General features: G+C 62.5%; 32 protein-coding genes. 23 read left to right on the forward strand and 9 right to left on the reverse strand.

What is annotated here, in order from left to right:
- Positions 1-104: 104 nt before the first annotated feature.
- Positions 105-686, forward strand: coding sequence for an FMN-dependent NADH-azoreductase (locus ACR3EL_RS14485; protein WP_170342725.1), 582 nt, complete (start codon positions 105-107; stop codon positions 684-686).
- 73 nt (positions 687-759) lie between these two features.
- Positions 760-1,500 (forward strand): aspartate/glutamate racemase family protein, encoded by a 741-nt coding sequence (locus ACR3EL_RS14490; protein ID WP_170342727.1) that lies wholly within the window; start codon positions 760-762, stop codon positions 1,498-1,500.
- Here the strand turns inward: ACR3EL_RS14490 and ACR3EL_RS14495 are convergent, their stop codons facing one another.
- Positions 1,501-2,031: a prolyl-tRNA synthetase associated domain-containing protein gene (locus ACR3EL_RS14495; protein WP_170342729.1), complete on the reverse strand. Its 531-nt coding sequence runs from the start codon at positions 2,029-2,031 to the stop codon at positions 1,501-1,503.
- Between the two features lie 258 nt (positions 2,032-2,289).
- On the opposite strand from ACR3EL_RS14495, the gene ffh reads away from it, so the two are divergent.
- The 10 genes from ffh to trmD are packed head-to-tail and all read left to right on the forward strand — an operon-like array spanning position 2,290 to position 8,606.
- Positions 2,290-3,798 carry a signal recognition particle protein gene (ffh, locus tag ACR3EL_RS14500; RefSeq protein WP_170343386.1) on the forward strand — a complete coding sequence of 503 codons (1,509 nt, stop codon included), beginning with the start codon at positions 2,290-2,292 and terminating at the stop codon, positions 3,796-3,798.
- Entirely contained in the window at positions 3,799-4,407 is a 609-nt protein-coding gene (locus ACR3EL_RS14505; protein WP_170342732.1) for a GNAT family N-acetyltransferase, read from the forward strand.
- On the forward strand, positions 4,404-4,955 hold the full coding sequence (locus ACR3EL_RS14510) for a GNAT family N-acetyltransferase (RefSeq protein WP_170342733.1): 552 nt from the start codon (positions 4,404-4,406) through the stop codon (positions 4,953-4,955). Before ACR3EL_RS14505 ends, ACR3EL_RS14510 begins: the two co-directional genes overlap by 4 nt.
- The gene (locus tag ACR3EL_RS14515) at positions 4,952-5,248 is read left to right on the forward strand and encodes a chorismate mutase (protein WP_170342735.1); all 297 of its coding nucleotides are present in this window, start codon (positions 4,952-4,954) and stop codon (positions 5,246-5,248) included. The genes ACR3EL_RS14510 and ACR3EL_RS14515 overlap by 4 nt, the downstream gene beginning before the upstream one ends.
- Before the next feature lie 41 nt (positions 5,249-5,289).
- Positions 5,290-5,685 (forward strand): 30S ribosomal protein S16, encoded by a 396-nt coding sequence (gene rpsP / locus ACR3EL_RS14520; RefSeq protein ID WP_093965193.1) that lies wholly within the window; start codon positions 5,290-5,292, stop codon positions 5,683-5,685.
- A gap of 12 nt (positions 5,686-5,697) precedes the next feature.
- On the forward strand, positions 5,698-6,333 hold the full coding sequence (gene bluB, locus ACR3EL_RS14525) for a 5,6-dimethylbenzimidazole synthase (RefSeq protein ID WP_170370071.1): 636 nt from the start codon (positions 5,698-5,700) through the stop codon (positions 6,331-6,333).
- Between the two features lie 6 nt (positions 6,334-6,339).
- Positions 6,340-6,489, forward strand: a complete 150-nt coding sequence (locus ACR3EL_RS14530; protein ID WP_170342739.1) for a hypothetical protein — start codon at positions 6,340-6,342, stop codon at positions 6,487-6,489.
- Entirely contained in the window at positions 6,482-6,985 is a 504-nt protein-coding gene (rimM, locus tag ACR3EL_RS14535) for a ribosome maturation factor RimM (protein ID WP_093965189.1), read from the forward strand. The genes ACR3EL_RS14530 and rimM overlap by 8 nt, the downstream gene beginning before the upstream one ends.
- Positions 6,982-7,800 carry a hypothetical protein gene (locus ACR3EL_RS14540; RefSeq protein ID WP_170370073.1) on the forward strand — a complete coding sequence of 273 codons (819 nt, stop codon included), beginning with the start codon at positions 6,982-6,984 and terminating at the stop codon, positions 7,798-7,800. Before rimM ends, ACR3EL_RS14540 begins: the two co-directional genes overlap by 4 nt.
- Positions 7,797-8,606, forward strand: a complete 810-nt coding sequence (gene trmD / locus ACR3EL_RS14545) for a tRNA (guanosine(37)-N1)-methyltransferase TrmD (protein ID WP_170370075.1) — start codon at positions 7,797-7,799, stop codon at positions 8,604-8,606. The genes ACR3EL_RS14540 and trmD overlap by 4 nt, the downstream gene beginning before the upstream one ends.
- On the opposite strand, the gene ACR3EL_RS14550 is transcribed toward trmD, so the two are convergent.
- Complete coding sequence (locus ACR3EL_RS14550) at positions 8,603-9,406, reverse strand: glycoside hydrolase family 25 protein (protein ID WP_480722077.1); 804 nt, start codon at positions 9,404-9,406, stop codon at positions 8,603-8,605. The two genes, trmD and ACR3EL_RS14550, sit on opposite strands and share 4 nt — an antisense overlap.
- Positions 9,407-9,801: 395 nt before the next feature.
- Between ACR3EL_RS14550 and rplS the strand changes: the two genes are divergently transcribed.
- Positions 9,802-10,185, forward strand: coding sequence for a 50S ribosomal protein L19 (gene rplS, locus ACR3EL_RS14555; RefSeq protein ID WP_093965183.1), 384 nt, complete (start codon positions 9,802-9,804; stop codon positions 10,183-10,185).
- A gap of 11 nt (positions 10,186-10,196) precedes the next feature.
- On the forward strand, positions 10,197-10,418 hold the full coding sequence (gene rpmE, locus ACR3EL_RS14560) for a 50S ribosomal protein L31 (RefSeq protein WP_093965180.1): 222 nt from the start codon (positions 10,197-10,199) through the stop codon (positions 10,416-10,418).
- Between the two features lie 64 nt (positions 10,419-10,482).
- Here rpmE and ACR3EL_RS14565 read toward each other — a convergent pair whose 3' ends face one another.
- A complete protein-coding gene (locus tag ACR3EL_RS14565) occupies positions 10,483-10,803 on the reverse strand; it encodes a Dabb family protein (protein ID WP_170370079.1) in 321 nt (106 codons plus the stop codon).
- Positions 10,804-10,828: 25 nt separating this feature from the next.
- Positions 10,829-11,716: an AEC family transporter gene (locus tag ACR3EL_RS14570; protein WP_170342749.1), complete on the reverse strand. Its 888-nt coding sequence runs from the start codon at positions 11,714-11,716 to the stop codon at positions 10,829-10,831.
- A gap of 218 nt (positions 11,717-11,934) precedes the next feature.
- On the opposite strand from ACR3EL_RS14570, the gene ACR3EL_RS14575 reads away from it, so the two are divergent.
- A complete protein-coding gene (locus ACR3EL_RS14575; RefSeq protein WP_093965175.1) occupies positions 11,935-12,744 on the forward strand; it encodes a division plane positioning ATPase MipZ in 810 nt (269 codons plus the stop codon).
- Here the strand turns inward: ACR3EL_RS14575 and ACR3EL_RS14580 are convergent.
- Both ACR3EL_RS14580 and ACR3EL_RS14585 read right to left on the reverse strand, forming a co-directional pair.
- Positions 12,741-13,973 carry an adenylate/guanylate cyclase domain-containing protein gene (locus ACR3EL_RS14580; protein WP_170342750.1) on the reverse strand — a complete coding sequence of 411 codons (1,233 nt, stop codon included), beginning with the start codon at positions 13,971-13,973 and terminating at the stop codon, positions 12,741-12,743. The genes ACR3EL_RS14575 and ACR3EL_RS14580 overlap by 4 nt on opposite strands.
- 59 nt (positions 13,974-14,032) lie before the next feature.
- Positions 14,033-14,485 (reverse strand): MarR family winged helix-turn-helix transcriptional regulator, encoded by a 453-nt coding sequence (locus tag ACR3EL_RS14585; RefSeq protein ID WP_093965172.1) that lies wholly within the window; start codon positions 14,483-14,485, stop codon positions 14,033-14,035.
- 56 nt (positions 14,486-14,541) lie between these two features.
- Between ACR3EL_RS14585 and hmgA the strand changes: the two genes are divergently transcribed.
- The 7 genes from hmgA to ACR3EL_RS14620 all read left to right on the forward strand — a co-directional run bounded on the left by hmgA (position 14,542) and on the right by ACR3EL_RS14620 (position 21,166).
- Entirely contained in the window at positions 14,542-15,897 is a 1,356-nt protein-coding gene (gene hmgA / locus ACR3EL_RS14590; RefSeq protein WP_170342752.1) for a homogentisate 1,2-dioxygenase, read from the forward strand.
- A gap of 42 nt (positions 15,898-15,939) precedes the next feature.
- Positions 15,940-17,196 carry a fumarylacetoacetase gene (gene fahA, locus ACR3EL_RS14595; protein WP_170342753.1) on the forward strand — a complete coding sequence of 419 codons (1,257 nt, stop codon included), beginning with the start codon at positions 15,940-15,942 and terminating at the stop codon, positions 17,194-17,196.
- A 10-nt stretch (positions 17,197-17,206) separates the two neighbouring features.
- On the forward strand, positions 17,207-18,157 hold the full coding sequence (locus ACR3EL_RS14600; protein ID WP_170342754.1) for an MBL fold metallo-hydrolase: 951 nt from the start codon (positions 17,207-17,209) through the stop codon (positions 18,155-18,157).
- 134 nt (positions 18,158-18,291) lie between these two features.
- Positions 18,292-19,902: an FAD-dependent oxidoreductase gene (locus ACR3EL_RS14605; RefSeq protein WP_480722085.1), complete on the forward strand. Its 1,611-nt coding sequence runs from the start codon at positions 18,292-18,294 to the stop codon at positions 19,900-19,902.
- 5 nt (positions 19,903-19,907) lie between these two features.
- A complete protein-coding gene (locus tag ACR3EL_RS14610; RefSeq protein ID WP_149776332.1) occupies positions 19,908-20,099 on the forward strand; it encodes a DUF2783 domain-containing protein in 192 nt (63 codons plus the stop codon).
- Positions 20,096-20,734 carry a maleylacetoacetate isomerase gene (maiA, locus tag ACR3EL_RS14615; RefSeq protein ID WP_480722089.1) on the forward strand — a complete coding sequence of 213 codons (639 nt, stop codon included), beginning with the start codon at positions 20,096-20,098 and terminating at the stop codon, positions 20,732-20,734. Before ACR3EL_RS14610 ends, maiA begins: the two co-directional genes overlap by 4 nt.
- Before the next feature lie 90 nt (positions 20,735-20,824).
- Positions 20,825-21,166, forward strand: a complete 342-nt coding sequence (locus tag ACR3EL_RS14620; RefSeq protein WP_480722092.1) for a DOPA 4,5-dioxygenase family protein — start codon at positions 20,825-20,827, stop codon at positions 21,164-21,166.
- On the opposite strand, the gene ACR3EL_RS14625 is transcribed toward ACR3EL_RS14620, so the two are convergent.
- Positions 21,163-22,791: an acyl-CoA synthetase gene (locus ACR3EL_RS14625; RefSeq protein ID WP_480722094.1), complete on the reverse strand. Its 1,629-nt coding sequence runs from the start codon at positions 22,789-22,791 to the stop codon at positions 21,163-21,165. The two genes, ACR3EL_RS14620 and ACR3EL_RS14625, sit on opposite strands and share 4 nt — an antisense overlap.
- Before the next feature lie 222 nt (positions 22,792-23,013).
- Between ACR3EL_RS14625 and ACR3EL_RS14630 the strand changes: the two genes are divergently transcribed.
- Complete coding sequence (locus ACR3EL_RS14630; RefSeq protein ID WP_170530340.1) at positions 23,014-24,405, forward strand: aminotransferase family protein; 1,392 nt, start codon at positions 23,014-23,016, stop codon at positions 24,403-24,405.
- Between the two features lie 120 nt (positions 24,406-24,525).
- On the opposite strand, the gene ACR3EL_RS14635 is transcribed toward ACR3EL_RS14630, so the two are convergent.
- Positions 24,526-25,302 carry a methyltransferase domain-containing protein gene (locus tag ACR3EL_RS14635; RefSeq protein WP_480722097.1) on the reverse strand — a complete coding sequence of 259 codons (777 nt, stop codon included), beginning with the start codon at positions 25,300-25,302 and terminating at the stop codon, positions 24,526-24,528.
- 231 nt (positions 25,303-25,533) lie between these two features.
- Positions 25,534-26,127 carry a hypothetical protein gene (locus ACR3EL_RS14640; protein ID WP_170342766.1) on the reverse strand — a complete coding sequence of 198 codons (594 nt, stop codon included), beginning with the start codon at positions 26,125-26,127 and terminating at the stop codon, positions 25,534-25,536.
- Between the last annotated feature and the right edge of the window lie 68 nt (positions 26,128-26,195).

Below are 26,195 nucleotides of genomic sequence, written 5' to 3' on the forward strand. Positions count from 1 at the left end.
GCGATTTCCAACAATGACTGTTGATTTATCCCAGTTTCGTTCGCTCACGCAATACTCATATTGGGCTCAGACACAAAATCCGAACCCTGAGAAGGACCCACGCTATGACAAAGACCATCCTGCATATCGACGCCTCGGCCCGCCGCACCGGCTCGGCCACCCGCGACCTGTCGGCCCGCATCGTCCAGCACCTGGGCGCCGGCCGCATCATCCGCCGCGACCTGGCCACGCCCCTGCCCCTGCTGACCGAGGACTGGATCACCGCCAACTTCACCCCCGCCGATCAACGCGACGCCACCCAGCGCGACCTGCTGGCCCTGTCGGACGAGTTGGTCAAGGAACTGCAGCAGGCCGACACGGTGGTGATCGGGCTGCCGATCTACAATTTCTCGGTCCCCGCTGCCTTCAAGGCCTGGATCGACCTGGTCGCCCGCGCGGGACTGACATTCTCGTATACCGAAAACGGCCCCAAGGGCCTGCTGGAAGGCAAGCGCGCCATCCTCGCCATCGCTTCGGGCGGCACTGCCGTGGGGTCCGAGATCGACTTCGCCACCGGATACGCCCGCCATGTGCTGGGCTTCATCGGCATCCACGACGTGGATGTGGTGGCCGCCGACCGCATGGCGCTGGATCCGGAAGCCGCGCTGAGCAACGCGCAGAAAGCCGTGGCCGAACTGGCCGCCTGATCCGGCCACTGGCCATCCTTGGTCAAACCGTCCAATCTGCACCCGAACTGGATCGGCAGATTGGACGGTTGTCATGAAGAAGATCGGAATTCTGGGCGGGGTCGGCTGGGCGTCGACAATAGACTATTACCGCGCCATCGCCGAGGGCGCCGGGCGCCATTTTGCAGACCGTGGGCACGGATCACCGCTGCCTGTTCCTCCGATGACCATCGAATCCGTCACCCAGGCCAGAACCCGCGCGCTGCGCGGAACTGCCGGCGACGAAGCAAGCTGGTCCGCGTTCGATGCCCTTTTCCGCGATGCACTGCTGACGCTTGAGCAGGCGGGATGTGATTTCGGCATCATTGCCTCGAACACACCTCACGCCCGTTTGCATGCGATCCGGCAGGGCGTGACCATGCCGATCCTGAGTATCTTTGATGCAACCGCCGTGGCCACCAAAACGACACGCGCCAAATGCGCGCTGGTGCTGGGAACCTCGGTCACGATGCAAGCGCGCCACTATGCGGAAAGGCTGGCGGTTGAAGGCATCACAGCCAATGACCGACTTCCCGAGGACCAGATCGCGGAAATGCAGGCCATGATCGACACCGAGTTCTATGGCGGTGCCTCGGCCAATGCCCGCCACCGTCTGCTGGCGTTCTGCAACCGGCACGCCGCCCCCGGAACCGCGATCCTGCTGGCCTGCACCGAATTGCCGCTGGCCTTTCCCCAACATCTTGATGACCCGGTTTTCGAGACCGACGGGCACCTGTTCGTCAATCCCTCGGCCGCCCATGTCGCCGCCGCGTTGAAAGAGGCGCTGAGCGATTGATCAGGGATGCCAGGTAACCTCGCACCCGATCCGGTCGAAGAAGGCCATCAGGTCGTCGCGCGCCATGGCCACCGTCCGGTCGTTGACAAGCGGATGCATATAAATCACGTCCGCATGCTGCGCCGCGTCGTCCATGAAAAACCGCACATCGTTGCCGACGCCGTTGATCATCGCCAGCGGGCTGACCGCGCCGGGACGGATGCCAAGGTTCTGCATCAGCCGATCCGCCGACCCGAAGGACAGGTTGCCCACCCCCAGTTCGGCGCCCAGCGCCTTGAGGTCGATCTCGCGGCTCTGCTCCAGCGTCACCAGGTAGTTCCGCTTTTTCTTGTCGCGCAGATACAGGTTCTTGAGCCGCAACGCGTTTTCGCCCGGCACCATGAACTGATCCTCGACCGCCTTCGACTCTTCGACCGTCCGCAGCGGGACGTGGCTGTGCAGGCGATAGGGCAGCCCCCAATCGTCCAGCTGCGCCAGCAGTGCATCGGAACTAAGCGGCAATGTGTCCTGAAAGGCGGATGAGGCGTCCATGGTCTTCTCCCGAATAGCGCAGCAGTCATGGCCGACGGGGCAAGACGATGCAACCCGGCAAGCGCGGATGGTTGACTCGGGTGGCCAATGGGCCTAAACGCCAACGCAACATCCGGAAGCGTCTGTTCTTCCGGTCCCTTGAGTCGTTCAGGGATCGCCCCCCACCAGCGAGTTTCGCCCGTGGGGGCGTTTGTGCATTGACCCGTCTGCCCCTATCTATGGGGCGCCAACCGACAACCGGCGAAGGAGGCCGAAGGCATGTTTGAAAATCTATCCGAACGCCTCTCTGGCGTCTTTGACCGGCTGACCAAACAGGGCGCCCTGTCCGAGGAAGACGTCAAGACCGCCCTGCGCGAAGTTCGCGTGGCGCTGCTTGAGGCTGACGTGTCGCTGCCGGTGGCGCGTGCGTTCGTCAAGAAGGTGCAGGAACAGGCGACCGGCCAGGCGGTGACCAAGTCGATCACGCCGGGCCAGCAGGTCGTCAAGATCGTGCACGACGCGCTGGTCGATACCCTGCGCGGCGAGGAAGACCCCGGCAAGCTCAAGATCGACAACCCGCCCGCGCCGATCCTGATGGTCGGCCTGCAGGGCTCGGGCAAGACGACGACCACCGGCAAGCTGGCGAAACGTCTGAGAGAGAAAGAGGGCAAGAAGGTCCTTATGGCCTCGCTGGACGTCTACCGCCCGGCGGCAATGGACCAGTTGGCGGTTCTGGGCACCCAGATCGGGGTGGACACCCTGCCGATCGTGCCGGGCCAGAAACCGGTGGACATCGCCAAGCGCGCCAAGCAGCAGGCCACGCTGGGCGGCTATGACGTCTACATGCTGGATACCGCGGGCCGTCTGCATATCGACGAAGTGCTGATGGACGAAGTCGAGCAGGTCCGCAACGTGGTCGACCCGCGCGAGACCCTGCTGGTGGTCGACGGCCTGACCGGTCAGGTCGCCGTCGAGGTGGCTGAGGAGTTCGACGCCAAGGTCGGCATCTCGGGCGTGGTCCTGACTCGGATGGACGGCGACGGGCGCGGCGGCGCGGCACTGTCGATGCGCGCGGTCACCGGCAAGCCCATCCGCTTCGTGGGTCTGGGCGAGAAGATGGATGCGCTGGAAACCTTCGAGCCCGACCGCATCGCGGGCCGAATCCTGGGTATGGGCGACATCGTGGCCCTGGTCGAAAAGGCCCAGGAGACCATGGAGCTCGAGCAGACCGAGCGCATGATGAAGCGCATGATGAAGGGTCAGTTCAACATGAACGACCTGAAGATGCAGCTGGAGCAGATGATCCAGATGGGCGGCATGCAGGGCATGATGGGCATGATGCCGGGCATGGGCAAGATGGCCAAGCAGATGGATCAGGCCGGACTGGACGACCGGATCCTGCGCCAGCAGATCGCCATGATCCAGTCGATGACCAAGAAGGAACGCGCCAACCCCGCGCTGCTGCAGGCCAGCCGCAAGAAACGCATCGCGGCCGGTTCGGGCATGGAAGTCAGCGACATCAACAAGCTGCTCAAGATGCACCGGCAGATGTCGGACATGATGAAGAAGATGGGCAAGATGGGCAAAGGCAAGATGCTGAAACAGGCCATGAAAGGCATGTTCGGCAAAGGCGGGCCCAGCCCCGAGGACATGGCTGCGGGCATGGACCCCAAGGCGCTGGAAGCCGCAGCCAAGGCGATGGGCGGCAAGATGCCCGGCGGCATGCCCGGCATGGGCGGCGGCATGGCCCTGCCCCCCGGCCTGAGCGGGTTCGGAAAGAAGAAGTAAGTGACCGCGCCCGTCGCATATCCTTGGGAGGCTCCGGCCACCGGCCCCGCTGCCGCTCTGTCGGCGCGGCTGGCTGCGGACTTGCCGCGGCTGGAGACTGCGCGGCTGGTGCTGCGCGCGCCGCGGATCGGGGATTTCGACACCTATGCCGACATCCTGATGTCGGACCGCGCCAAACACATGGACGGCCCGTTTGACCGGCAGGCGGCTTGGCTAGATTTCTCGCAATACGTCGCGGGCTGGCTGCTGCGCGGCGCGGGAATGTGGGCCATCGAGGACCGCTCGGGCGGTCAGGTTCTGGGGTTCGTGTCGGTCGGCATGGAATTCGGCGACCGCGAACACGAGCTGGGCTATCTGCTGACCGAAGCCGCCGAGGGGCGTGGCTTTGCAACCGAGGCGGCCGAAGCCGCCCGCGACTTTGCGCTGGGTCCGCAGGCCCTGCCGTCACTGGTCAGCTATGTAGACCTCGACAACGCGGCCTCGGTCCGCGTGGCCGAGCGCCTGGGCGCCCAGCGCGACCTACAGGCCGAGGCCGGGTTCGACGAGCCGGTTCTGGTCTATCGCCACCTGCCCGGCGACGAAGATGGCGGGATGGAGGCCTACGCATGACGACCTTCGCCATCCCGACCCTTGAGACCGAGCGCCTGATCCTGCGGGCGCCGCATCTGGACGATCTGCCGGCGATGACAGCCTTCTACGCGACCGAGCGCAGCCACATGGTGGGCGGGCCAAGGGATGCGGCGGGCTGCTGGAACGGACTGGCGAACCGGCTTGGCCACTGGGCGCTGCGTGGCTATGGCCTGTGGCACCTGACCGAAAAGTCCAGCGGTTCTTTCGTGGGCTGGACCGGCATGATCTATGTGCCGGGCTGGGACGAACCCGAACTGGGCTGGACCCTGATGGAACAGGCCGAGGGCAAGGGCCTGGGCTTCGAGGCCGCGCAGGCCGCCCGCGACCACGCGGCGCGCCATCAGGGGCTGAACGGCGTCATCAGCTATATCGCCCACGCCAATGACCGCTCGCGCGCTCTGGCGGAGCGCCTCGGTGCGACCTACGAGCGCGAGGGCGAAGTGCTGGGCAAGTCCGCGCAGATCTGGCGGCACCCGAAACTCGACACGTCAACGACCGATCTGACCACCGAAAGGACCGGCCAATGAACAATCCCGTGACGCGGGCCGCGGCCTTGCTGAAAGACCACCGCGAAAGCATCGACCGGTTGGACGCGATCCTGGTCTATACGCTGGCCGAGCGGTTCAAGCACACGCAGGCCGTTGGCAAGCTCAAGGCCGAACACGAACTTCCCCCGTCCGATCCCTCGCGCGAGGCCGCGCAGATCGCACGGCTTGAAGACCTGGCGAAAGAGGCGGATCTGGACCCCGATTTTGCCAAGGCTTTCCTGAATTTCATCATTCAGGAAGTCATCCGACACCACAAGAAACACCAGAAATAGCCGGAACATTCCGGCCAACGCCATCCAAAGGAGATACCACAATGGCAATGAAAATTCGTCTGGCCCGTGGCGGCTCGAAAAAGCGCCCCTTCTACCGCATCGTTGCAGCTGACAGCCGCATGCCTCGCGATGGCCGTTTCATCGAGAAGCTGGGCACCTACAACCCGCTGCTGCCGAAGGACAGCGAAGAGCGCGTAAAAATGAACATGGAGCGCATCCAGTACTGGCTGGACCAGGGCGCGCAGCCGACCGACCGGATCGCCCGCATGCTGGAAGCCGCCGGCGCCAAGGAAAAAGCCGAGCGCAACAACCCTCAGAAGGGCACCCCGGGCAAGAAGGCCCAGGAGCGCGCCGAAGAGAAAGCCGCCAAGGCTGCTGAAGCCGCAGAGGCTGCTGCCGCTCCGGCCGAAGAAGAAGCTGCTGCTGCAGAAGAGTAAACAGGCGGGCGCGTGCAGGATCAGGCTTTCACCGAAGACTTCCGCACGCAGTTCGATCTGTTGATGCGGCTCCGGCGCGATGTACGCCGGTTCCGCACCGACGCGGTGGACGAGGCAGTGCTGACGCGCTGCCTCGACGCGTTTCAGCTGGCCCCTTCGGTGGGGCTGAGCGAACCGTGGCGCGTGATCCGCGTCGAGAGCCCAGCGGCCCGGACCGCGGCGCTGGAGAATTTCAAGGCGGCCAATGACGCCGCGCTGTCGGGTTATTCCGGTGACCGGGCGCAGCTGTACAGCCAGCTGAAACTGTCGGGCATGCAGGAGGCGCCGGTGCAGCTAGCGGTGTTCTGCGATGACTCCACCGACAAGGGCCAGGGGCTGGGCGCAGGCACCATGCCCGAGATGCGCCGTTATTCGGTGGTCTCGGCCGTCACTTTGTTCTGGCTGGCGCTGCGCGCGCATGGCCTGGGGCTGGGCTGGGTCTCGATCCTCGATCCCGACCGGCTAGCCCGCGACCTGTCGGTGCCCGAAGGCTGGCGGCTGATCGGTTATTTCTGCGTGGGCTGGCCCGAGGACTGCTCGGACACGCCCGACCTGGAAACCCATGGCTGGGAGTGCCGCCGCGGCAGCCTGCCGGTGGAAACGCGGTAGGGTGGCATGTTTGGATTGATACGCCTTCCCATCCTGCTGCTGATCGCCTTTATTGTGGGCGTGTTCTTTGAACGCAACAATCAACGCGAAGCCTGCGGCGAAATCGGTGTCTGGGAAAGTGGAATATGCGTGACAACGGAAATGCCCAATGACTGATCTGATCTGTGTCGGCAGCATCGCCGGGTCCTTTGGCGTACGCGGCGAGGTCCGCCTGAAAAGCTATTGTGCGGTACCCGAGGATATCGAGACCTACTCCCCCCTGACCGACGAGAGTGGCGCCCAGCGCTATCCACTGATCATCACCCGCGCAATCAAGAACGGGTTTGCCGCGCGTCTGGGCGGGGTCGAAACCAAGGAACAGGCGGACGCCCTGAAGGGGCTGCGCCTTTATGCCCGGCGCGAGCAGTTGCCATCGCTTCCGGATGACGAATTCTATCACGCCGACCTTTTGGGGCTTGAGGTTTATGACACCGGCGGAACCCTGTTGGGGCGGGTCAAATCGGTGCAAAACCACGGCGCCGACGACCTGCTCGAACTGCACGGGCCGGGGCTAAAATCGACTGTATTCCTGCCATTCACCAAGGCCGCCGTACCCACAGTTGACCTTGAGGCTGGGCGTATCGTCGCCGACCCTCCCGAGGGTCTGCTGTGACGCGGCGCATCTTGCTGCATCTGGGCCTTCACAAGACCGGCACGACTGCCGCGCAATCCTTTCTGTTCGAGAACCGAGCGCTTATCTGGCCGCGCCACGCATTGGTTCTGCCATATGTCACCCGCAAATCCGGGTTATCCGAAGCCGCCACGCGCCATTCGCTGTATGGGACATTCGGTACGCTGTCCGAATTCGGCAATCGCTGGCGCGAAATTCTGGCGAAGCTGGATTTCGGGGAAAAGCGCGGGCTGATCCTGAGCGAGGAGAACTTCTCGGGGCTTCGCCCCAGCCGCAATCTGGTTGTGGGATACGCCGAAGCCCCTGATCTGGCCGCCTGCGTGGTCGATACGCTGCGCAACCGGCTTGTCGGGTCGGAACTGGACATCACCGTCTATCTCTCGTTGCGCCAGCGCGGCAGTTGGATCCGCAGCCTCTGGGCCCATGATCTTCAGCGCACGCGGCTTGTGCAGGATTTTGACACGTTCCGCGAGAAGCTCGAAGAGCTCCCGTCGCTGCAGCAGACTGCGGACGCCGTTCGTGATCGGCTGCCCTCGGTTCGAGTGCAGACCGAATGGCTGGAAGACCTGCGTGAGCGCAGCTTTGGCCCCGGCACACCTTTTGCCGAGTTCCTGGATCTTCCGCCCGAGAAAGCCGCCCTGCTGGTCAAGCCCACTCGGTCAAACCCGGCATTGCCGCGAGAAGCGCTGTCCGAAATGCTCGAGTTGAACCGATCGGGGCTGGACGAGGCGGCGCTGGTCCGACAGAAAGCCCGCATCGTCGAACGCGCCCAAAACAGCCTGACCACGAACACATGACGGACAAACCTGCAAAGTCATATGGCCGCAAGGCTATTCGCCCCACGCTGAAACCGCGTGAGCTGCTGACGCCCACGCCGGACCTGCATGGCGTGTGGAAGGCCAAGGTGATCACGCTGTTCCCATCTGCCTTTCCCGGCGTCTTGGGCGAAAGCCTGACCGGCAAGGCGCTGCAAGAGGGGCTGTGGCAACTGGAAACGGTCGATCTGCGGCAGTTCGGAGTCGGCAAGCATCGCAATGTCGACGACACGCCCGCAGGCGGCGGTGCCGGCATGGTGTTGCGGCCGGATGTACTGGGGGCCGCCATTGATCACACGATGGATGGGGTACAGGGCAACTGGCCGCTGATCTACCTCAGCCCGCGCGGGCGCCGGATGGATCAGCGCATGATGCAGAATTTGGCCCGGTGCGATGGCATAACCCTGTTGTGTGGCCGCTTTGAAGGCGTTGATGAACGGGTTTTGGAGCACTACGGCATCCGGGAAGTCTCGCTGGGCGATTTCGTCATGACCGGAGGCGAGATTGCCGCCCAGGCGCTGATCGATGCCACCGTGCGACTGCTGCCCGGCGTTCTGGGCAATCAGGCCTCGACCGAGGAAGAGAGCTTTTCGTCCGGCTTGCTGGAACATCCACAATACACTCGGCCGGCCGAGTGGAACGGGCGCGAGATCCCTCCGATCCTGATGTCCGGACATCATGGGCGCATCGCCGAATGGCGTCACCAGATGGCGGAAGAGATTACCCGCACGCGCCGCCCGGACCTGTGGGATGCCTACCTGAAGGCGCGCGGGGAAGTCGACGACTAGGGTGCGCCCGCCTTCCATCGCGCCCAGATATCAGGCGAGCCATTGAAGGCGTTGATGTCCACCCGCCCCTGCACGCCGGGAACCAAACCGGTACCCGTATACTGCCAGAACCGCCAGACTGCCTTGGGATAGACATTGCGCGGATGCCCCGCGACCGAGCGCAGCCAGAACTCGGTCTTTGGCAGCCGTCCGATCCCTGTGTCCTCGTAGAAATCGACCGTGGTGTAGACGATCGGCCGGCGGCCGTAATGTCGCTCCAGTATGTCGAGGAACCTTTCCGCCTCGGCCCGCACCGTCTTGCCATCGGGGCGCAGGGTGCAGGTTTTGGAATGGGGGGTCCATTCCATGTCCAGCACATGCGGCAGGTCGGCCCCACGTGGAACGTTTCGAATGAACCAGCGGGCCTGCTCGGCCGCGGGGCGGCAGAAGTAGTAATAGTGATATGCCCCCCACGGAACCCCTGCCGCACGAGCGCCCTGACTGTGATCCTGGAACATCGGATCGGCCACGTCGCCCCCTTCGGTCGCCTTAATGAACACGAAACTGACCCCCGAGGCCTTGGCCTGGCGCCAGTCGATCGGTCCCTGCCAGCGCGAGACGTCGAGCCCATGCACGGGATAGTGCTCGGGCCGCCGCCGCTCCCAGTCATGCGGGTCGGCATCCGCAAAGGCTGGGTACAAAACCGAAGGTCCGGAAAGGCCCGCGACCATCGGTTGGTCTACGATTTGGGGCGCCGGCGCACGACGCCCGCAAGACATCAGTGCCAGCGCTAGAACCACGCATAAAATCGCTTTGCTCATCCTGTTGCTCTGCCTCTAAACCTGCCCTCAAATTATGACCCAGAATGCCCGATCCCCGGCACAAGGCAACGTCGCGGTACAGGTGACGGCGGATTCCCACCAAATCCACCGCGATTTGGCCGGAAAACCGGCGATTTGGGCTTGATATACACGTCCGACTTCCCTAAACGGGCGCAATCTGGTGCCGCCTTTCGGGCGACTCCGGTGTTTTGGGTTGATCGCAGGAACGCACCTGCCCTTCTTCGGATCAGGGAAGCTGTGGAATAACCCGGACCAAAAGGAACATTCGACCTGACCTCTGGCGGGCTGCAGATCGCGGGACCCGGAGAAGACCAAGAGCTCTCAGATCGTGCCCAACTTCGTGGACCAACCACGAGCAGATAGGAGTAACTGCGATGGACCTGATCGCACAGCTTGAGGCGGAACAGATTGCCGCCCTGGGGAAAGACATCCCCGACTTCAAAGCCGGTGACACCATCCGTGTCGGCTACAAGGTGACCGAAGGCTCGCGCACCCGTGTGCAGAACTACGAAGGCGTCTGCATCGCGCGCAAAAACGGCGACGGCATCGCCGGATCGTTCACCGTTCGCAAGATCTCGTTTGGCGAAGGCGTGGAGCGTGTGTTCCCGCTGTATTCGACCAACATCGACAGCATCACCGTTGTCCGTCGTGGCCGCGTCCGTCGCGCCAAACTGTACTATCTGCGTACCCGTCGCGGTAAATCCGCTCGTATCGCAGAAGTCACCAACTACAAGCCCAAGGCTGGCGCCGAGGCGTAAGGAGCGGAAAGATGAAAAAAGACATCCATCCCGACTACCACATGATCGACGTCAAACTGACCGACGGCACCGTGATCCAGATGAAATCGACCTGGGGCGCCGAAGGCGATCAGCTGGCCCTGGAAATCGACCCCTCCTCGCACCCCGCGTGGACCGGTGGCTCGTCGCGTCTGATGGACGCCGGCGGTCGCGTGTCGAAGTTCAAGAAGAAATACGAAGGCCTGGGTTTCTGAACCCACGCCTTTTCGGAATTTCCAAGGCCGTCCCCATGGGGGCGGCCTTTTTCGTTGGCCGCTTCTATTGCGCGTCCGGCACGTCGAGATCAAAGACGATGATCCCGTCAGCACCATTCTGACACAGATCACACAGCTGACCGCCCAACCGGCGGTGTTTCGGGTGTTCGGCATAAGCCTGCACGGCGGTTCGATCCGCAAAGCGGATCACGAACCCATCGCGATAGTCCTGCGACTTTCCTTCAAAATCGAGATTGGGGCCGCTTTCAAAGGTCAAGACCCCCTCCAGGTCGGCGCATAGCTCGGCCAAGCCGGTCAGAACGGCACGGCGCGCGTCCTGCGGTGCATCTGATCGGAAAGTGAAGAACACGCAGTGCAATATCATGATTTCGGTTCCTGGTTGGGCAAAGTCAGATCCAGTAGGCCAAGGCGAGTGGCAGCACCAGGATCGTCGTCAGGGTTGAGACCATGATGTATCCGGCCACTTCCGGGCCATATTCCGGAACATGCTGGTCGATGAACAGGTATGTCGCAACCGAGGACGGCATCAGGCAGCAGAGGATCAGCGCTCCGCGTTCGACCCCGGTAAAGCCGAACAGCCAGACAAGCGTGGTGGCGATCCCGACGGCCAGAACGAGATGCAGACCTGTCAGAACGACCGCCCGGCCAAGGCTGCCCGTCCGAAGCGTGGCCAGCGTGTGACCCAGTGTCAGCAACATCAGCGGGATCGACAGCCCGCCCAGAATGTCAAAGGATTTGGCGATCGGTTGCGGCAGGGTAGACCCCGTAGCCATCAGCGTCAGCGCGATGATAACCGCATAGATGATCGGAGATGTTGCAAGCTTGCGCGCCGAGAACTCTCCGGCCGGGATCCACATGCCGACCGTGAAAATACTCACCAATACCACGACGACAAAAGCCATCGTATAGGCCATGCCCGCATCGCCCAGTGCCAGCAAAGTGATCGGCAATCCGATATTGCCCACATTGCCATGCATCAGCGGGGTCAGAAACGCCCGCACCGGCCAACGCAACAGCCGCAACGCCAGAAATCCGAGCACGCCGAACGCCGCAATGGCGAGGGCAGCAGCAGCCATCATGTCCAGAAACGTGGCAATCTGGATCTTGGTGGCGGACAGATGGGAGATGATCAGTGTCGGATATCCCACCTTCGAGACAATCCCGCCGATCACCTTGTTGTCGAACGGTGCGCGCGCGACCGCCAGCCCGTACCCCACACCGGCACAGATCAGCACCGGCAGAACGATGTTCAATACGTTCAGGAATACGTGCTCCAAACCGGGTCCTTGCGTCCAAGTCAGTTTGCAGACTGTGGCGACGGACGCCCCGTTTGGCAACATCCAAGCGTCAAGCGGCGGGTATCGCGAAAAAATCCAATTTAGACACTGATATTGTCCCGCAGACCCTACAGGACCGCTTTTCTTCGCGGATCACACAACATATAGTGGGTTCAAACAACGTGTAGGCAAACACGGCGCGACTTGGGAATACAGGTATGGCACATATCATCGTTGTGGGGAACGAAAAGGGCGGCGCAGGCAAGTCGACGGTTTCCATGCATGTTGCAACCGCGCTTGCGCGTTTGGGAAACAAGGTCAGCACCCTGGATCTGGACCTGCGGCAGCGCAGCCTGGGCCGCTACTTCGAGAACCGCCGCAATTTCCTGTCCACGGAAAAGCTGGAACTGCCCAGCCCGCGCCACCATGACCTGCCCGAGATCGACGCAAGCAAGCTCAAACCCGGAGAGAACATCTATGACCACCGCCTGTCCGCCGCCGTGGCCGAGTTGGAGAGCGACAGCGATTTCATCCTGATCGACTGCCCCGGCTCCCACACAAGGCTGAGCCAGGTGGCCCATTCGCTGGCCGACACGCTGATCACGCCGCTGAACGACAGTTTCATCGATTTCGACCTGCTGGCCCGGATCGACTCGAAGGGCGAAAAGATTCTCGGCCCCTCGGTCTATTCCGAGATGGTCTGGAACGCGCGGCAATTGCGGGCGCAGGCCGGGCTGAAACCGATCGACTGGGTCGTGGTGCGCAACCGCGTGGGCACCCAACGCATGGTCAACAAGGAAAAGATGCAGCGCGCCATCGAAATGCTGTCGCAGCGCATCGGCTTCCGCGTTGCCTCGGGCTTTTCCGAGCGTGTGATCTTTCGCGAACTGTTTCCGCGCGGGCTGACTCTGCTGGACCTCAAGGATATCGGGGTGAAACAGCTCAACATTTCGAACATCGCCGCGCGGCAGGAGCTGCGCGACATGATGCGTGAACTGAACCTGCCCGGGGTCGAGATCGACTTCTAAGCCGTCGGCGCGAAGATCGTGAACAGCTCTTTGGGTTCGGGTACGCCGCGCAGCATGTAGCGCCCGACCGAGATCAGTTCCTGTTCGCAGGGCTGAGCGGCGCGGGCCACGTCATCCGAGATCAAGATACGTCGATCCAGCGATCGGTGCATGCCTGCAATACGCGCAGCCTGGTTCACCGCCGGTCCGATCACAGTGAAATCCAGCCGGCTTTCAGCACCGATATTGCCGTAAAGGATTTCGCCCGAATGCAGAGCAAGGGTGAAATTGGCAACCGGCAAGCCGGCGGCAGCCCGTTCCGCGTTGAGCACTGCAATGCGCTCTTGCAGAACAGTCACAGCGGCCAGCGCGGCGCGGGCGTCCTCGTCGATCTCGCCCACGTCGAACATGGCCATCAAGCCGTCGCCCATGAATTTCAGGATATTGCCGCCACAACCCTGAACGACCTCGACCGCCACGGCCAGATAGTCGTTCAGCATCGCGATGATGTCCGACCCCGGAAGGCGTTCGGCCAGGCCGGTAAAGCCCTCGAGGTCGAAATTCCAGATCACAGCGTCGATCTGCTGTAGCGACCCGCGCCGGATTTCACCCGACAGTACACGGTGGCCAGCATCCCCGCCCAGATAGACACGCAACAGATCCTGCGCCATCTTCCGGTTCGCGGCCGATTTCAAGGCGAGGCCCAGATGCGGCAGGGCATATCGGATAAGATCCAGATGCGTTTCGTCGAACCCCTCGGCGTGATCCGTCGCCCAAGACATCAGAACCCCCTCGGGCATCTGGTCCAGCGCGATCCGGCGCTCGGGTTCGACCTTCTGCAAAACCAGCCCGGATGCGAAATAGTCGGTGGCGCCCCTCTGGTGCAGTTCGTTGAGAAACGGAAACCGGCTGGGTTCGTTCTGGTCCTTCAACCTCTCGCGCAGTTCCTTCGCGCCGGTCTGCAGCATCTCGTAAAGCGGGCTGTTCACCCATTGTGCGGGCGGTACCTCGGTGTGTTCGTAATTCTCGACGCTGCCCCCTTCGTCACGGTACCAGTTGAAGCCGGTACCGCCATAAGTGGGGTGATAGGCGCTCTGGGCGGCGTGAAACCGCATCAGGGGAACGCCCGCATCCACAAGCCGCAGGCAATAGCCTTCCAGTATTTCCGACTGTTCGGCCCCCTCCAGCCCCCGGTCCAGCAACCATCCGATCAGGTTTTCGGCGTAGGCTTTGGGGTCGGTGGATGGCATCTTGTGGCTCCGTCTGGTCTGCACCCCACTTGGGGGTTGCGGGGCCAGATTACCAGAGGTCAGTCCATCCCGGCCAGCCGCCGCAGCATCATCCGCAACAGGGCCGCCTCGCCTGTGGTGAACATGCCCGCCAGCCGGGCGTCATAGTCGCGGGCGATGTCGCGCAATTCGCGGTACACCGTCAGACCGGCGGGGGTCAGGGTCAGCCGCTCCATCCGGCGGTCGTTTTCGTCGCGGGTGCGCCGCAGGTATCGGCGCTGTTCCAACTTGTGCACCGCGCGGCTGATCTTGGTCTTGTGCATCTTGGCACGTTCCCCGATCTGCTTGGCGGTCATCTCTCCGTAATTGCCCAGGTGGAACAACACGCGCCATTCGGTGCGCAGCATCCCATAGCGGTTCTTGTAGACCTTTTGAAAATCCAACGAGCTTTCCTCGGCTGCCTGGTTGAGCAGGAAGGGCAGGAAATTTCGCAGGTCGAAGTCATCTTTTTCGGCGGAATCTGGCTGTGTCATGGTTGTTAGTTACAAAATCAACTATTATTCGACAAGCAGCAAACGGAGGAACCCCGATGAATCGTCCGACTGACCCGCACGCTCTGACCCAAGCCAGCACGCCCGTTGGCACCCACGCAGGCTATATGCCCGGCTTTGGAAATGACTTCGAGACCGAGGCGCTGCCCGGCGCGCTGCCGCAGGGCATGAACAGCCCGCAGAAATGCAACTATGGCCTTTACGGCGAACAGCTCAGCGGCACCGCCTTCACCGCCAACCCGCCCGAGCGCACCTGGTGCTATCGCATCCGGCCGTCGGTCAAGCATTCCCACCGCTATGAAAAGATCGACCTGCCCTATTGGAAAAGCGCCCCAAATGTCGATCCAGACGTGATCAGCCTGGGCCAGTACCGCTGGGACGCGGTGCCCCATTCCGACCAGCCGCTGACCTGGCTGACCGGCATGCGCACCATGACCACCGCCGGGGACGTGAACACCCAAGTCGGCATGGCCAGCCACATCTATCTGGTCACTGAATCGATGGTCGACGACTATTTCTTCTCGGCCGATTCCGAGCTGCTGGTGGTGCCGCAGGAAGGCCGGCTGCGCTTTGCGACCGAGCTGGGCATCATCGACCTGGAACCCAAGGAGATCGCCATCATCCCGCGCGGCCTGGTTTACCGTGTCGAGGTGCTGGAAGGCCCCTGCCGCGGTTTCGTCTGCGAAAACTACGGCCAGAAATTCGAGCTGCCGGGCCGTGGCCCGATCGGCGCCAACTGCATGGCCAACCCGCGTGACTTCAAGGCGCCTGTCGCGGCGTTCGAAGATCGCGAGGTGGCCTCGACCGTGACGATCAAGTGGTGCGGCCAGTTCCACACCACCAAGATCGGCCACAGCCCGCTGGACGTGGTGGCCTGGCATGGCAACTACGCGCCCTACAAATACGACCTGCGCACCTACTGCCCGGTCGGGGCCATCCTGTTCGACCACCCCGATCCGTCGATCTTTACCGTGCTGACCGCGCCTTCGGGCGTGCCGGGCACGGCGAATATCGATTTCGTCCTATTCCGCGAACGCTGGATGGTGATGGAGGACACGTTCCGCCCGCCGTGGTACCACAAGAACATCATGTCCGAGCTGATGGGCAATATCTACGGCCAGTATGACGCCAAACCGCAAGGCTTCGTGCCGGGCGGCATGAGCCTGCACAACATGATGATCCCGCATGGCCCCGACAAGGAAGCCTTTGAAAAGGCATCCAACGCCAATCTGGGTCCGGACAAGTTGGACAACACCATGTCCTTCATGTTCGAGACCCGCTTCCCGCAGCACCTGACCGCCTTTGCCGCGAACGAGGCGCCGCTGCAGGATGACTACATCGATTGCTGGACGGATCTGGAAAAGAAATTCGACGGCACGCCCGGCAAGAAATGACACCGGTGGCCCCACGGCCACCGCACCGCACAAGGAAACGCAATGCCTTTGATGAAATCCTGGGTGGCCTCGGCCAATGACGCGAACCACCCGTTTCCGCTGAACAACCTGCCTTATGGCGTCTTTTCGACTGCAGGTTCCGAGCCGCGCTGCGGCGTGGCCATCGGGGACATGATCCTCGACGTGTCCGCCGCCGAGGCCGAGGGGCTGATCACTTTGGGCGACGAGCCGCTGTTCGATCTGCCCTTCTGGAACCCGCTGATGGAACAGGGTCCGGCCGTCTGGGCCGCGCTGCGCGAGCGGCTGACCGCCCTGCTGGCGAAAGGGTCGAAAGAACAGGACAAGGTCGAACCGCTGCTGGTTCCGCAGGCCGAGGCCCATTTTCACATGCCTTTCGCCGTCAGCGAGTACACCGATTTCTATGCGGGCAAGCACCACGCCACCAACGTCGGCACCATGTTCCGCGGCCTGGAAAACGCGCTGCCACCCAACTGGTTGCACATCCCCATTGGCTACAACGGACGGGCCTCGTCTGTGGTAGTCTCGGGCACCGATATCCGCCGCCCGTGGGGGCAGTTGAAGTCGCCCGACCATGACCGCCCCGCCTTCCTGCCCAGCCGCCGTTTCGACATCGAGCTGGAGATGGGCGCCATCGTCGGCACCCCGTCCGACGGCCCGATCACCGTGCAGGAGGCCGACGATCATATCTTTGGCTATGTCCTGCTGAACGACTGGTCTGCGCGCGACATCCAGGCCTGGGAATACCAGCCGCTGGGCCCGTTCCAGGCCAAGGCGACCGCTACCTCGATTTCGCCGTGGATCGTAACCAAGGCCGCGCTGGACCCTTTCCGCTGCGACACGCCCCCGCGTGAGGTCGAACTGCTGGACCACCTCAAGGACTGCGGCCCAATGCTCTATGACATCGAGCTTGAGGTGACGATGGCGCCCGAGGGCAAACCGGCATCCACCATCGCCCGCACCAATTACAAGGAAATGTATTATTCCTCGGCGCAGCAACTGGCGCATCATACCACCTCGGGTTGCCCGATGAACGTGGGCGACCTGCTTGGCTCGGGCACGATTTCGGGGCCGACGAAGGACAGCCGCGGCTCGCTTCTGGAACTCAGCTGGGGCGGCAAGGAACCCATCACGCTGGAGACCGGCGAAACGCGCAGCTTCATCGAGGACGGCGACACGCTGACCCTGAAGGGCGCTGCCCTGGGCGACGGCTACACGATCGGCTTCGGCGATTGCACCGGCACGGTGCTGCCCGCCCTTGAAGACCCATACGCACGATAAGGAGCGCCAAATGGCCAAGGCATTCGCGTCCCAAGGGGACATGACCGAAAAGAAGATCTCGTTCACCGAGGTGGGCGAAGGGCTGTATGCCTTCACCGCCGAGGGCGATCCCAACTCGGGCGTCATCATCGGCGATGACAGCGTGATGGTGGTCGAGGCGCAAGCCACACCGCGCCTGGCGCAAAAGGTGATCGACTGCATCCGGTCCGTAACTGACAAGCCGATCACTCATGTGGCGCTGACCCACTACCACGCGGTCCGCGTGCTGGGCGCCAGCGCCTTCGGTGCGCAACAGATCATCATGTCGGACATGGCCCGCGCCATGGTCGTCGCGCGCGGGCAAGAGGACTGGGACAGCGAGTTCCAGCGTTTCCCTCGCCTGTTCGAAGGCCACGAAAGCATCCCCGGCCTGACCTGGCCCACCACCACCTTCAACGACACGATGACGGTCTATCTGGGCAACCGCCGGGTCGACCTGATGCATCTGGGGCGGGCGCATACCGCCGGTGACATCGTCATCCACGTGCCCGACCAGAACGTGATGTTCACCGGCGACATCGTCGAATATCACTCGGCCTGCTATTGCGGTGACGGGCATTTCAGCGACTGGGGCGATACGCTGGATCAGATCCAGTGGTTCGACGTGGACGCCATCGCCCCGGGGCGCGGCGATGCGCTTGTCGGCAAGGAAATGGTGAACGCCGCCATCGAGAACACCCGCGATTTCGTCGAAAGCACCTATCGCCCGGCCGCCAAGGTGGCGGCGCGCGGCGGCAGTCTGAAAGAGGCCTGGGACGCAGTGCGTGCGGAATGCGATCCGAAATTCTCGGACTACGCCATCTATGAACACTGTCTGCCCTTCAACGTGGCCCGTGCCTATGATGAAGCGCGCGGCATCGACACCCCGCGCATCTGGACCGCCCAGCGCGATCTGGAGATGTGGGAGGCCCTGCAAGGCTGAGAAATGGCCCGGCGACTTGATCCAGATCGTGTTGCCGGCCTGAAAACGATGCGACCATGGAGGAGAGCCATCGGCGCCACGCGCCGGTGGGCAGGGATTGTGCGCCACGCGCACAGAACTTGGGGAGAGAGCCCATGAACAAGATTTTTGAACAGCCGCTCTATGCCTATGCCCGCAGCCCCGATCAGGATGCCCCCACCCCGGTGCGGCATCAGGTGATCGTGATAGGCGCTGGGCCGGTCGGGTTGGCCGCCGCCATCGACCTGGCCCAGCAGGGCGTCGAGGTGGTGGTGCTGGACGACAACGACAAGGTCAGTTTCGGCAGCCGCGCCATCTGTTTCGCCCAGCGCACGCTGGAAATCTCCGACCGACTGGGGTGTGCTCGGCCGATGGTGGACAAGGGCGTGCTGTGGAACACCGGCAAGGTGTTTTTCGACGACCGAAAGGTCTATGAATTCAACCTGCAGCCCGATGAGGGCTATGCCCATCCGGCCTTCATCAACCTTCAGCAATACTACTTTGAACAGTTCATGGTCGAACGGGTCCGCGAGTTGCAGGCCCAGGGCGCACCGATCGAGATCCGTGGCCGCAACAAGGTCGAGGCGATCGGCACCCATGACGACCACGTCAAGCTCGAGGTGGAAACGCCCGAGGGGTCGTACACCGTCGAGGCCGACTGGCTGATCGCCTGCGACGGGGCCAATTCGCCCACACGCCGGATGCTGGGGCTGGATTTCGTGGGCCGCGTGTTCGAGGACAACTTCCTGATCGCCGACGTGGTCATGGAGGCCGATTTCCCGTCCGAGCGCTGGTTCTGGTTCGACCCGCCCTTCAATCGCGGCCAGTCGGCGCTGCTGCACAAACAGCCCGACAATGTCTGGCGTATCGACCTGCAACTGGGCTGGGACATCGACAAGGAACGGGAAAAGCGCCCCGAAAACGTGATCCCGCGCCTCAAGGCGATGCTGGGCGAGGATGTCCAGTTCGAGTTGGAATGGGTCAGCATCTATACCTTCCAGTGCCGCCGGATGGAGAAGTTCCGCCACGGCCGCGTCCTGTTTGCCGGCGACAGCGCGCATCAGGTCAGCCCCTTCGGCGCGCGCGGGGCCAATTCGGGCCTGCAGGACACCGACAACCTGTGCTGGAAGCTGAAGATGGTCCTCGACGGTACCGCCCCCGAAAGCCTGCTGGACAGCTATGATGTCGAGCGCATCCACGGCGCCGACGAAAACATCCTGAACTCCACCCGCTCGACTGATTTCATCACGCCGAAATCGGAAATGTCACGCATCCTGCGCGACGCGGTTCTGGACCTGAGCGAACACTACGACTTCGCCCGTCCGCTGGTGAATTCCGGGCGGTTGAGCGTGCCCTGCACCTATGACGGCTCGCTGCTGAATTCGGCCGATGCGCTGAATGGTCCGGCCGAAACGCGCCCCGGATCGCCCTGCCCCGATGCTCCGCTGGGGGATGAATTCCTGTTGCCCAAGCTGGCGGACAAGTTCACCCTGCTGACCATCGACGCCGACGCCCCCGACACGATCGAGGAAGAGGGCGTGACGGTCGAGCGGCTGGCGCTGTCGGTCAAGGACGACCGGACGCTGGCGCTGAAGCGGCGGTATCTGGGCGACGCGGAAGCTGCGGTCTATCTGATCCGGCCCGACCAGCATGTGGCGGCGCGGCGCGACAGCTATGAAGACAACGCGTTCCGGCATGCGATCCGCCGGGCCATCGGCAAGGAGTAGGCACAATGGATGAACTGATCCTCACCCCGAATATCGACGGCGCGGATGATTTCTATGCCGATCTGCTGGCCGCGCACGACGGTCTGGACAAGGCTGAAAGCGACGCGCTGAATGCGCGGCTGGTGCTGGTGCTGGCCAACCACATCGGCGACCGGACTATCCTTAAACAGGCGATCGACGCGGCCAAAGCCCGATGAGCGACGTCGTCCTGTATGACTACTGGCGGTCCTCGGCCAGCTACCGGGTGCGCATCGCGCTGAACCTGGCCGGGATCGCCTATCGCACGCAGACCGTCGATCTGGTCAAGGGCGAGCAGACCGCGCCCGCGTATCTGGCGCGCAACCCGCAGGGCTTTGTGCCGGTGCTCGAGATCGACGGCGTGCAACTGACCCAGTCGCTGGCCATTCTGGACTATCTCGACCGGACGCGGCGCCTGAACCTGCTGCCGGACGAGCCGGTTGCGCGGACCAGGACGCAGGCGCTGGCCCATGCCATTGCGGTGGATCTGCACCCGGTCTGCAACCTGAAGGTCGCCCGCCACGCCACGCAGCTGAGCGGCGGACGGGGCGACATGCCCGGCGACTGGATGCGCCATTTCATCCGGCCCGGGCTGCTGGCCTTCGAGGCAATGCTGGCCAACTTCGAACAAGCCCCCTTTTGTACGGGGCCGGCTCCCGGTTTGGCCGATCTGTGCCTGATCCCGCAGATGTACAACGCCCGGCGCTGGCAGGTGGATCTGTCGGACATACCGCGCATTCTGGCGGTCGAGGCGGCCTGTGCCGACCACCCCGCCTTTGCAGCGGCCCACCCGGACGCCCACGCGCCGGGCTGAGCCGCGCACAGGGTCTGTTTGCCGATGCGTCTGTGCACCGGCGCCGATCGGGCCTAGCCTTGTGCCGGAAACCACCGCACGAGGCCCCCGATGCCACAGATCACCGGCTATCACGCCCATGTCTATTTCGACGCCGAAACGCAGGAGACTGCCCGCCATGTCTGCGAGGAGGCTGCACGCCTGCTCCCCGTCCAGATGGGCCACATGCACAGCCGCAATGTCGGCCCCCACCCGCGCTGGAGCTGCCAGCTGAGCTTTGCCGCCGATGCCTTCGACAAGGTGATCCCGTGGCTGATGCTGAACCGGCAGGGGCTGACCGTGTTCACCCACCCCGAAACCGGCCAGCACCTGCCCGACCACCGCGACCGGGCGATCTGGATGGGCGAGATGCTGGACCTGGACCTGTCGATCTTTGACCGGCTGGGCGCCTAGCCCAGCGCCCGCGCCTGTTCCCTGAGCTTGAATTTCTGGATCTTGCCCGTCGATGTCTTGGGCAGCGGCCCGAACATCACCGTCTTGGGTGCCTTGAAATGGGCCATGTGGTCGCGGCAAAATGCGATCAGATCGGCCTCGGTCGCCTCGGCGCCCGGCTTCAGTTCGACAAAGGCGCAAGGCGTCTCGCCCCATTTCTCGTCCGGTTTGGCGACCACGGCGGCCTCCATCACGGCGGGGTGCTTGTAGAGGATATCCTCGACCTCGACCGACGAGATGTTCTCGCCCCCCGAAATGATGATGTCCTTTGACCGGTCCTTCAGCGCGATATAGCCGTCGGGATGCATCACCCCCAGATCGCCCGAGGCGAACCAGCCTCCGCGAAACGCCTTTTGCGTGGCCTCGGGGTTCTTGAGATACCCTTTCATCACGATGTTGCCCTGCATAAAGATCTCGCCCATGGTCTCGCCATCGGCCGGCACCGGCTCGAGCGTTTCGGGATCAGCCACCATCAGCCCCGACAGGGCAACGTATTTCACCCCCTGCCGCACCTTGAGCGCGGCGCGCTCCTCGGCGGGCTTGTCGTTCCATTCGTCCTTCCAGGCGCACACGACCGACGGCCCGTAGGTCTCGGTCAGGCCATAGACATGAGTGACTTCGATGCCCATCCCCTCCATCGCCGCGATCACCGCGGCAGGCGGCGGGGCACCTGCGGTCATCACCTTGATCTCGTGGTCGAAATCCTTGAGGTGATCGGGCGCGTTGGCCAGCATGTTCAGAACGATGGGCGCGCCGCAGAAATGGGTCACGCGCTCGTCGCGGAAGGCGCGGTAGATCGGCTCGTCCCGCACCGCACGCAGGCAGACGGACGTGCCCGCGTTCGCGGCCATGGTCCAGGGGAAACACCAGCCGTTGCAGTGGAACATCGGCAGCGTCCACAGATAGACCGAATGCTGCGGCATGCCCCATGTCAGGATGTTCGACGTGGCATTCAGCGCCGCGCCACGGTGGTGATAGACGACACCCTTGGGGTTGCCCGTGGTGCCCGAGGTATAGTTCAGCGTGATCGCGTCCCATTCATCGGCGGGCAGAGACCAGTCGAATTCCGGGTCGCCCTCGGCCAGCAGCGCGTCATAGGTCAACGCGCCCAGTTTCTCGCCGCCGTCGAAACTCGGGTCCTCGATGTCGATCACCAGAATGTCGTGATCCACCTGCTCCAGCGCCTGTTTCACCACGCCCGAGAATTCGGGATCGACCAGCAGCACCTTGGATTCGGCGTGGTTGAGGATGAAGGCGATGATCGGGGCATCGAGCCTTGTGTTGATCGTGTTCAACACCGCGCCTGCCATGGGCACACCGAAATGCGCCTCGTACATTTCGGGGATGTTGGCGGCGATGATCGATACCGTGTCGCCCGCGCCCACCCCACGCGCGGCCAGCGCACTGGCCAACTGGCGGCAGCGCGCATAGGTCTGCGCCCAGCTATGGCGCCGGTCACCATAGACCACGGCGGGATAGTCAGGGTAAACGGCCGCGGTCCTCTCGATATAGCTGAGCGGGGACAGGGCCGTAAAATTTGCCGGGCCTTTGTCCAGATCGCGCTGATAAATGCTGTGGGTCGCCATCCGCCTCTCCTCCCCAAGTCGTCGGATTTTTCGTATTGAGCACAAAGGTTGCCGCAAAACAAACCCGTAAAAATACGCGAGGCGAATATACTGGAGCTACGTGATCGGGTAATCTGGCCCTACTGCGTACCGGGCTTTCGGGCTGATCTGCGGTATCTGGTTCATCCGCGCCTGCCGGGCATCCTGATTCCCGCGCGTCGCGTCTTAATGAAAGGACATGTCATGGACGGCACGTTCAACGAAAACGATCTTTCCCGCGTGGTCGAGGCCGACCGCGCCCATATCTGGCACCACCTGATCCAGCACAAGCCGTTTGAGACAAACGATCCGCGCATCATCGTCGAAGGCAAGGGCATGCGCGTCTGGGATCAGAAAGGCAAGGAACACCTGGATGCCGTCTCGGGCGGCGTCTGGACGGTGAACGTGGGCTATGGCCGCGAATCCATCTGCAAGGCGGTTTACGACCAGCTGATGAAGCTGTGCTATTTTGCGAACTCGGCGGGCTCGATCCCCGGGGCGCTGTTTGCCGAAAAGCTGATCGAGAAGATGCCAGGCATGAGCCGGGTCTACTACACCAACTCGGGGAGCGAGGCGAACGAGAAGGCGTTCAAGATGGTCCGCCAGATCGCCCACAAGAAGTACGGCGGCAAGAAGACCAAGATCCTGTATCGCGACCGCGATTATCACGGCTCGACCCTGGCGGCGATGTCGGCGGGCGGTCAGGATGAGCGCAACGCGCAATACGGCCCCTTTGCGCCGGATTTCGTGCGCGTGCCGCACTGCATGGAATACCGCAAGCACGAACTGGACGGCGCGCCCGACGAGAACTTTGGCGAATGGGCCGCCAATCAGATCGAAGCCGTGATCCTGCGCGAAGGTCCCGACACCGTGGGCGCGCTGTGCCTTGAACCGGTGACTGCCGGCGGCGGCGTGATCGAAGCGCCCGAGGGCTATTGGCAGCGCGTGCAGGAGATCTGCAAGAAGTACGACATCCTGCTGCATATCGACGAGGTCGTCTGCGGCGTGGGCCGCACCGGCACCTGGTTCGGGTACCAGCAATATGGCGTGAAACCCGATTTCGTGACCATGGCCAAAGGCGTGGCCTCGGGCTATGCCGCGATTGCCTGCATGGTGACCACCGAGGAAGTCTTTGACATGTTCAAAGACGATGCCGCGGACCCGATGAACTATTTCCGCGACATCTCGACCTTTGGCGGCTGCACCGCCGGGCCGGCCGCGGCGATCGAGAATATGCGAATTATCGAAGAAGAGAACCTGCTGGGCAATTGCGCCGCGATGGGGGATCGCATGATGGGCAATCTGCAGGCACTGATGGACAAGCACAATGTCATCGGCGACGTGCGCGGCAAGGGCCTGTTCCTGGGGGCCGAGCTGGTCGCGGATCGCGCGTCCAAAGAACCGGTGGACGAAAAGCTGGCCCAAGCGGTCGTGGCCGATTGCATGGCGCAAGGGGTAATCATCGGTGTCACCAACCGCTCGGTCCCCGGCCGCAACAACACGCTATGCTTCTCTCCGGCTTTGATCGCCACGGCGGACGACATCGACCAAATCACCGATGCGGTTGATGGCGCACTGGGGCGTGTGTTCGGGTAAACCCAGCGCGGGAAAAAAGACCAAGTGAAGCCGGCGTTCTTCGCGCCGGTTTCTTTTTTTAGCTCCATTTGCTCAGGCAATAGCCTTTGTTTGAGTCAATCAGCGCATCCAGACCAAAGTCTAGGATTTGCGCCCGCTGATGACAAAATGAGTTAGCGAAAAGAAAAACCGGCCCCTCGCGGCCAAGGATCTCTGCTCATCCGCCCATTCCTTGGCTTCCTGATCCGGAACGAGCTTGTTGGACTCGGCAAACCTTTTCATCAGGGTGATCATCATATTGGCCAGCCCATCTGGCCGGAGTTCGTTATCGCAAATCGTGATCGGCGTGATGCTTTCCACAGTGAAACCCTGGTCTCTCAAAATCGGTGGCAGTCGTGCGGGCACGTCTCTCCCGACAAAGTGCTTGTCCCAGGCTTTTATCATCCGATCCATTCTTGCCGGATCATCACTGTACCAAACCAGACTGTCGAAATGGATGTCGCCCACGACAAGCAGACCAGCCGTCCTGAGACAGCGATGGGCCTCCTCCACCGCGGCGGCAATGTCGTTCAAGTACTCGTAAACCTGAACCGACACCGCCTTGTCGAGTGACGCGTCCTTGGCCGGAAGTTGGCCTGCCTCACCCTCCATGATCTGGACCCAGTCATATTCATGGCAGCGGTTTTTGGCGGAACTCCGCATCGCCTCACTTGGGTCGATGCCCAAAACACGCCCGGTCGGACCAACCGCCCGAGCAAGCTCTGCTGTTAAAAGACCATTTCCGCACCCAACGTCCGCGATGGTATCACCCGGGGCTGGTCGCAACGCGTCAAAAGACCCTCGCCGCCGTCGGGTGACATCGGCACCTTGATACACGCTATCGAGTAGGCGCGTTGTTGCTGCATCAAATTCAAGCATGGCACTCGCAAAACCAATGTTGGTCAATTCAGCACGTGCAAGCCTAGCGGTTTTTGGCCCGGATGTCTGCCTGCGCAAAAAGCCGGCACTCAGGCACCAAAAAAGCCGCCCCTAGTCGGGCGTCCTTTCTCTCACTGTTTAGCGAATGAGGATCAGGAGGCCAGAGGGGCAAGTACCCTCGCGAGGACACCACCCAACGGTTCCAGTTCGCGCGACCTGCGTTTTTGGGCGTCAGTTGGCTCTTTTGATCTCAACTTCATCAAATTCGAAACGACCAGTTCCAAAGGCTGCCAGGCCTATCCCTGCCCGAGCGCCCTGGCCGGGGTTCGAGGACGTTCGCTTTGAAAACAGCGTTTGAACGACCTTGGTTCCGTTGGCATAGAAAACCACATGCGCTCCTCGGACCTGGAAGGTCAGCTTGTTCGGGGCGCCGACGCGTATCGCGTCATGTCTGTCTGCGTGTACCAGCCTCAATTGGCGGCCGTCCTTTTGCAGTACGTGATAGCGCCCTTTGTCGTCCACAGTGAACGCCACGTATTTCCCGGACTTTCCGCTGCCAACCAGAATGCCCACACCGCTTTTGCCGCTGAACTCTCCGTCCACCACGGCAGAGATTACCATGTCCTGCGTGCTCTCCAACGAATCCGAGCCGGGAAACTTCACCCACGCCACGTCGTTGAACTGAAGGCTGCGCGCATCCTGTCTGTTCTCCATGACGAATTTTCCATCGGCCATATAGACGACCCAGGGCGGCTTGGCCGATTGAAAGTCGATCTGCCCACCCAGTATGAGCGTCGTGTCGTCGCCATCAAAGGTTTCAACCAATACGTCAGGGAGGTCAGGTTCGGTGATCGTGCCACTGTCGGGTGGCAGATCACCACTGCAGTCAAGAC

Source organism: Ruegeria sp. BJ3 (assembly GCF_056535665.1).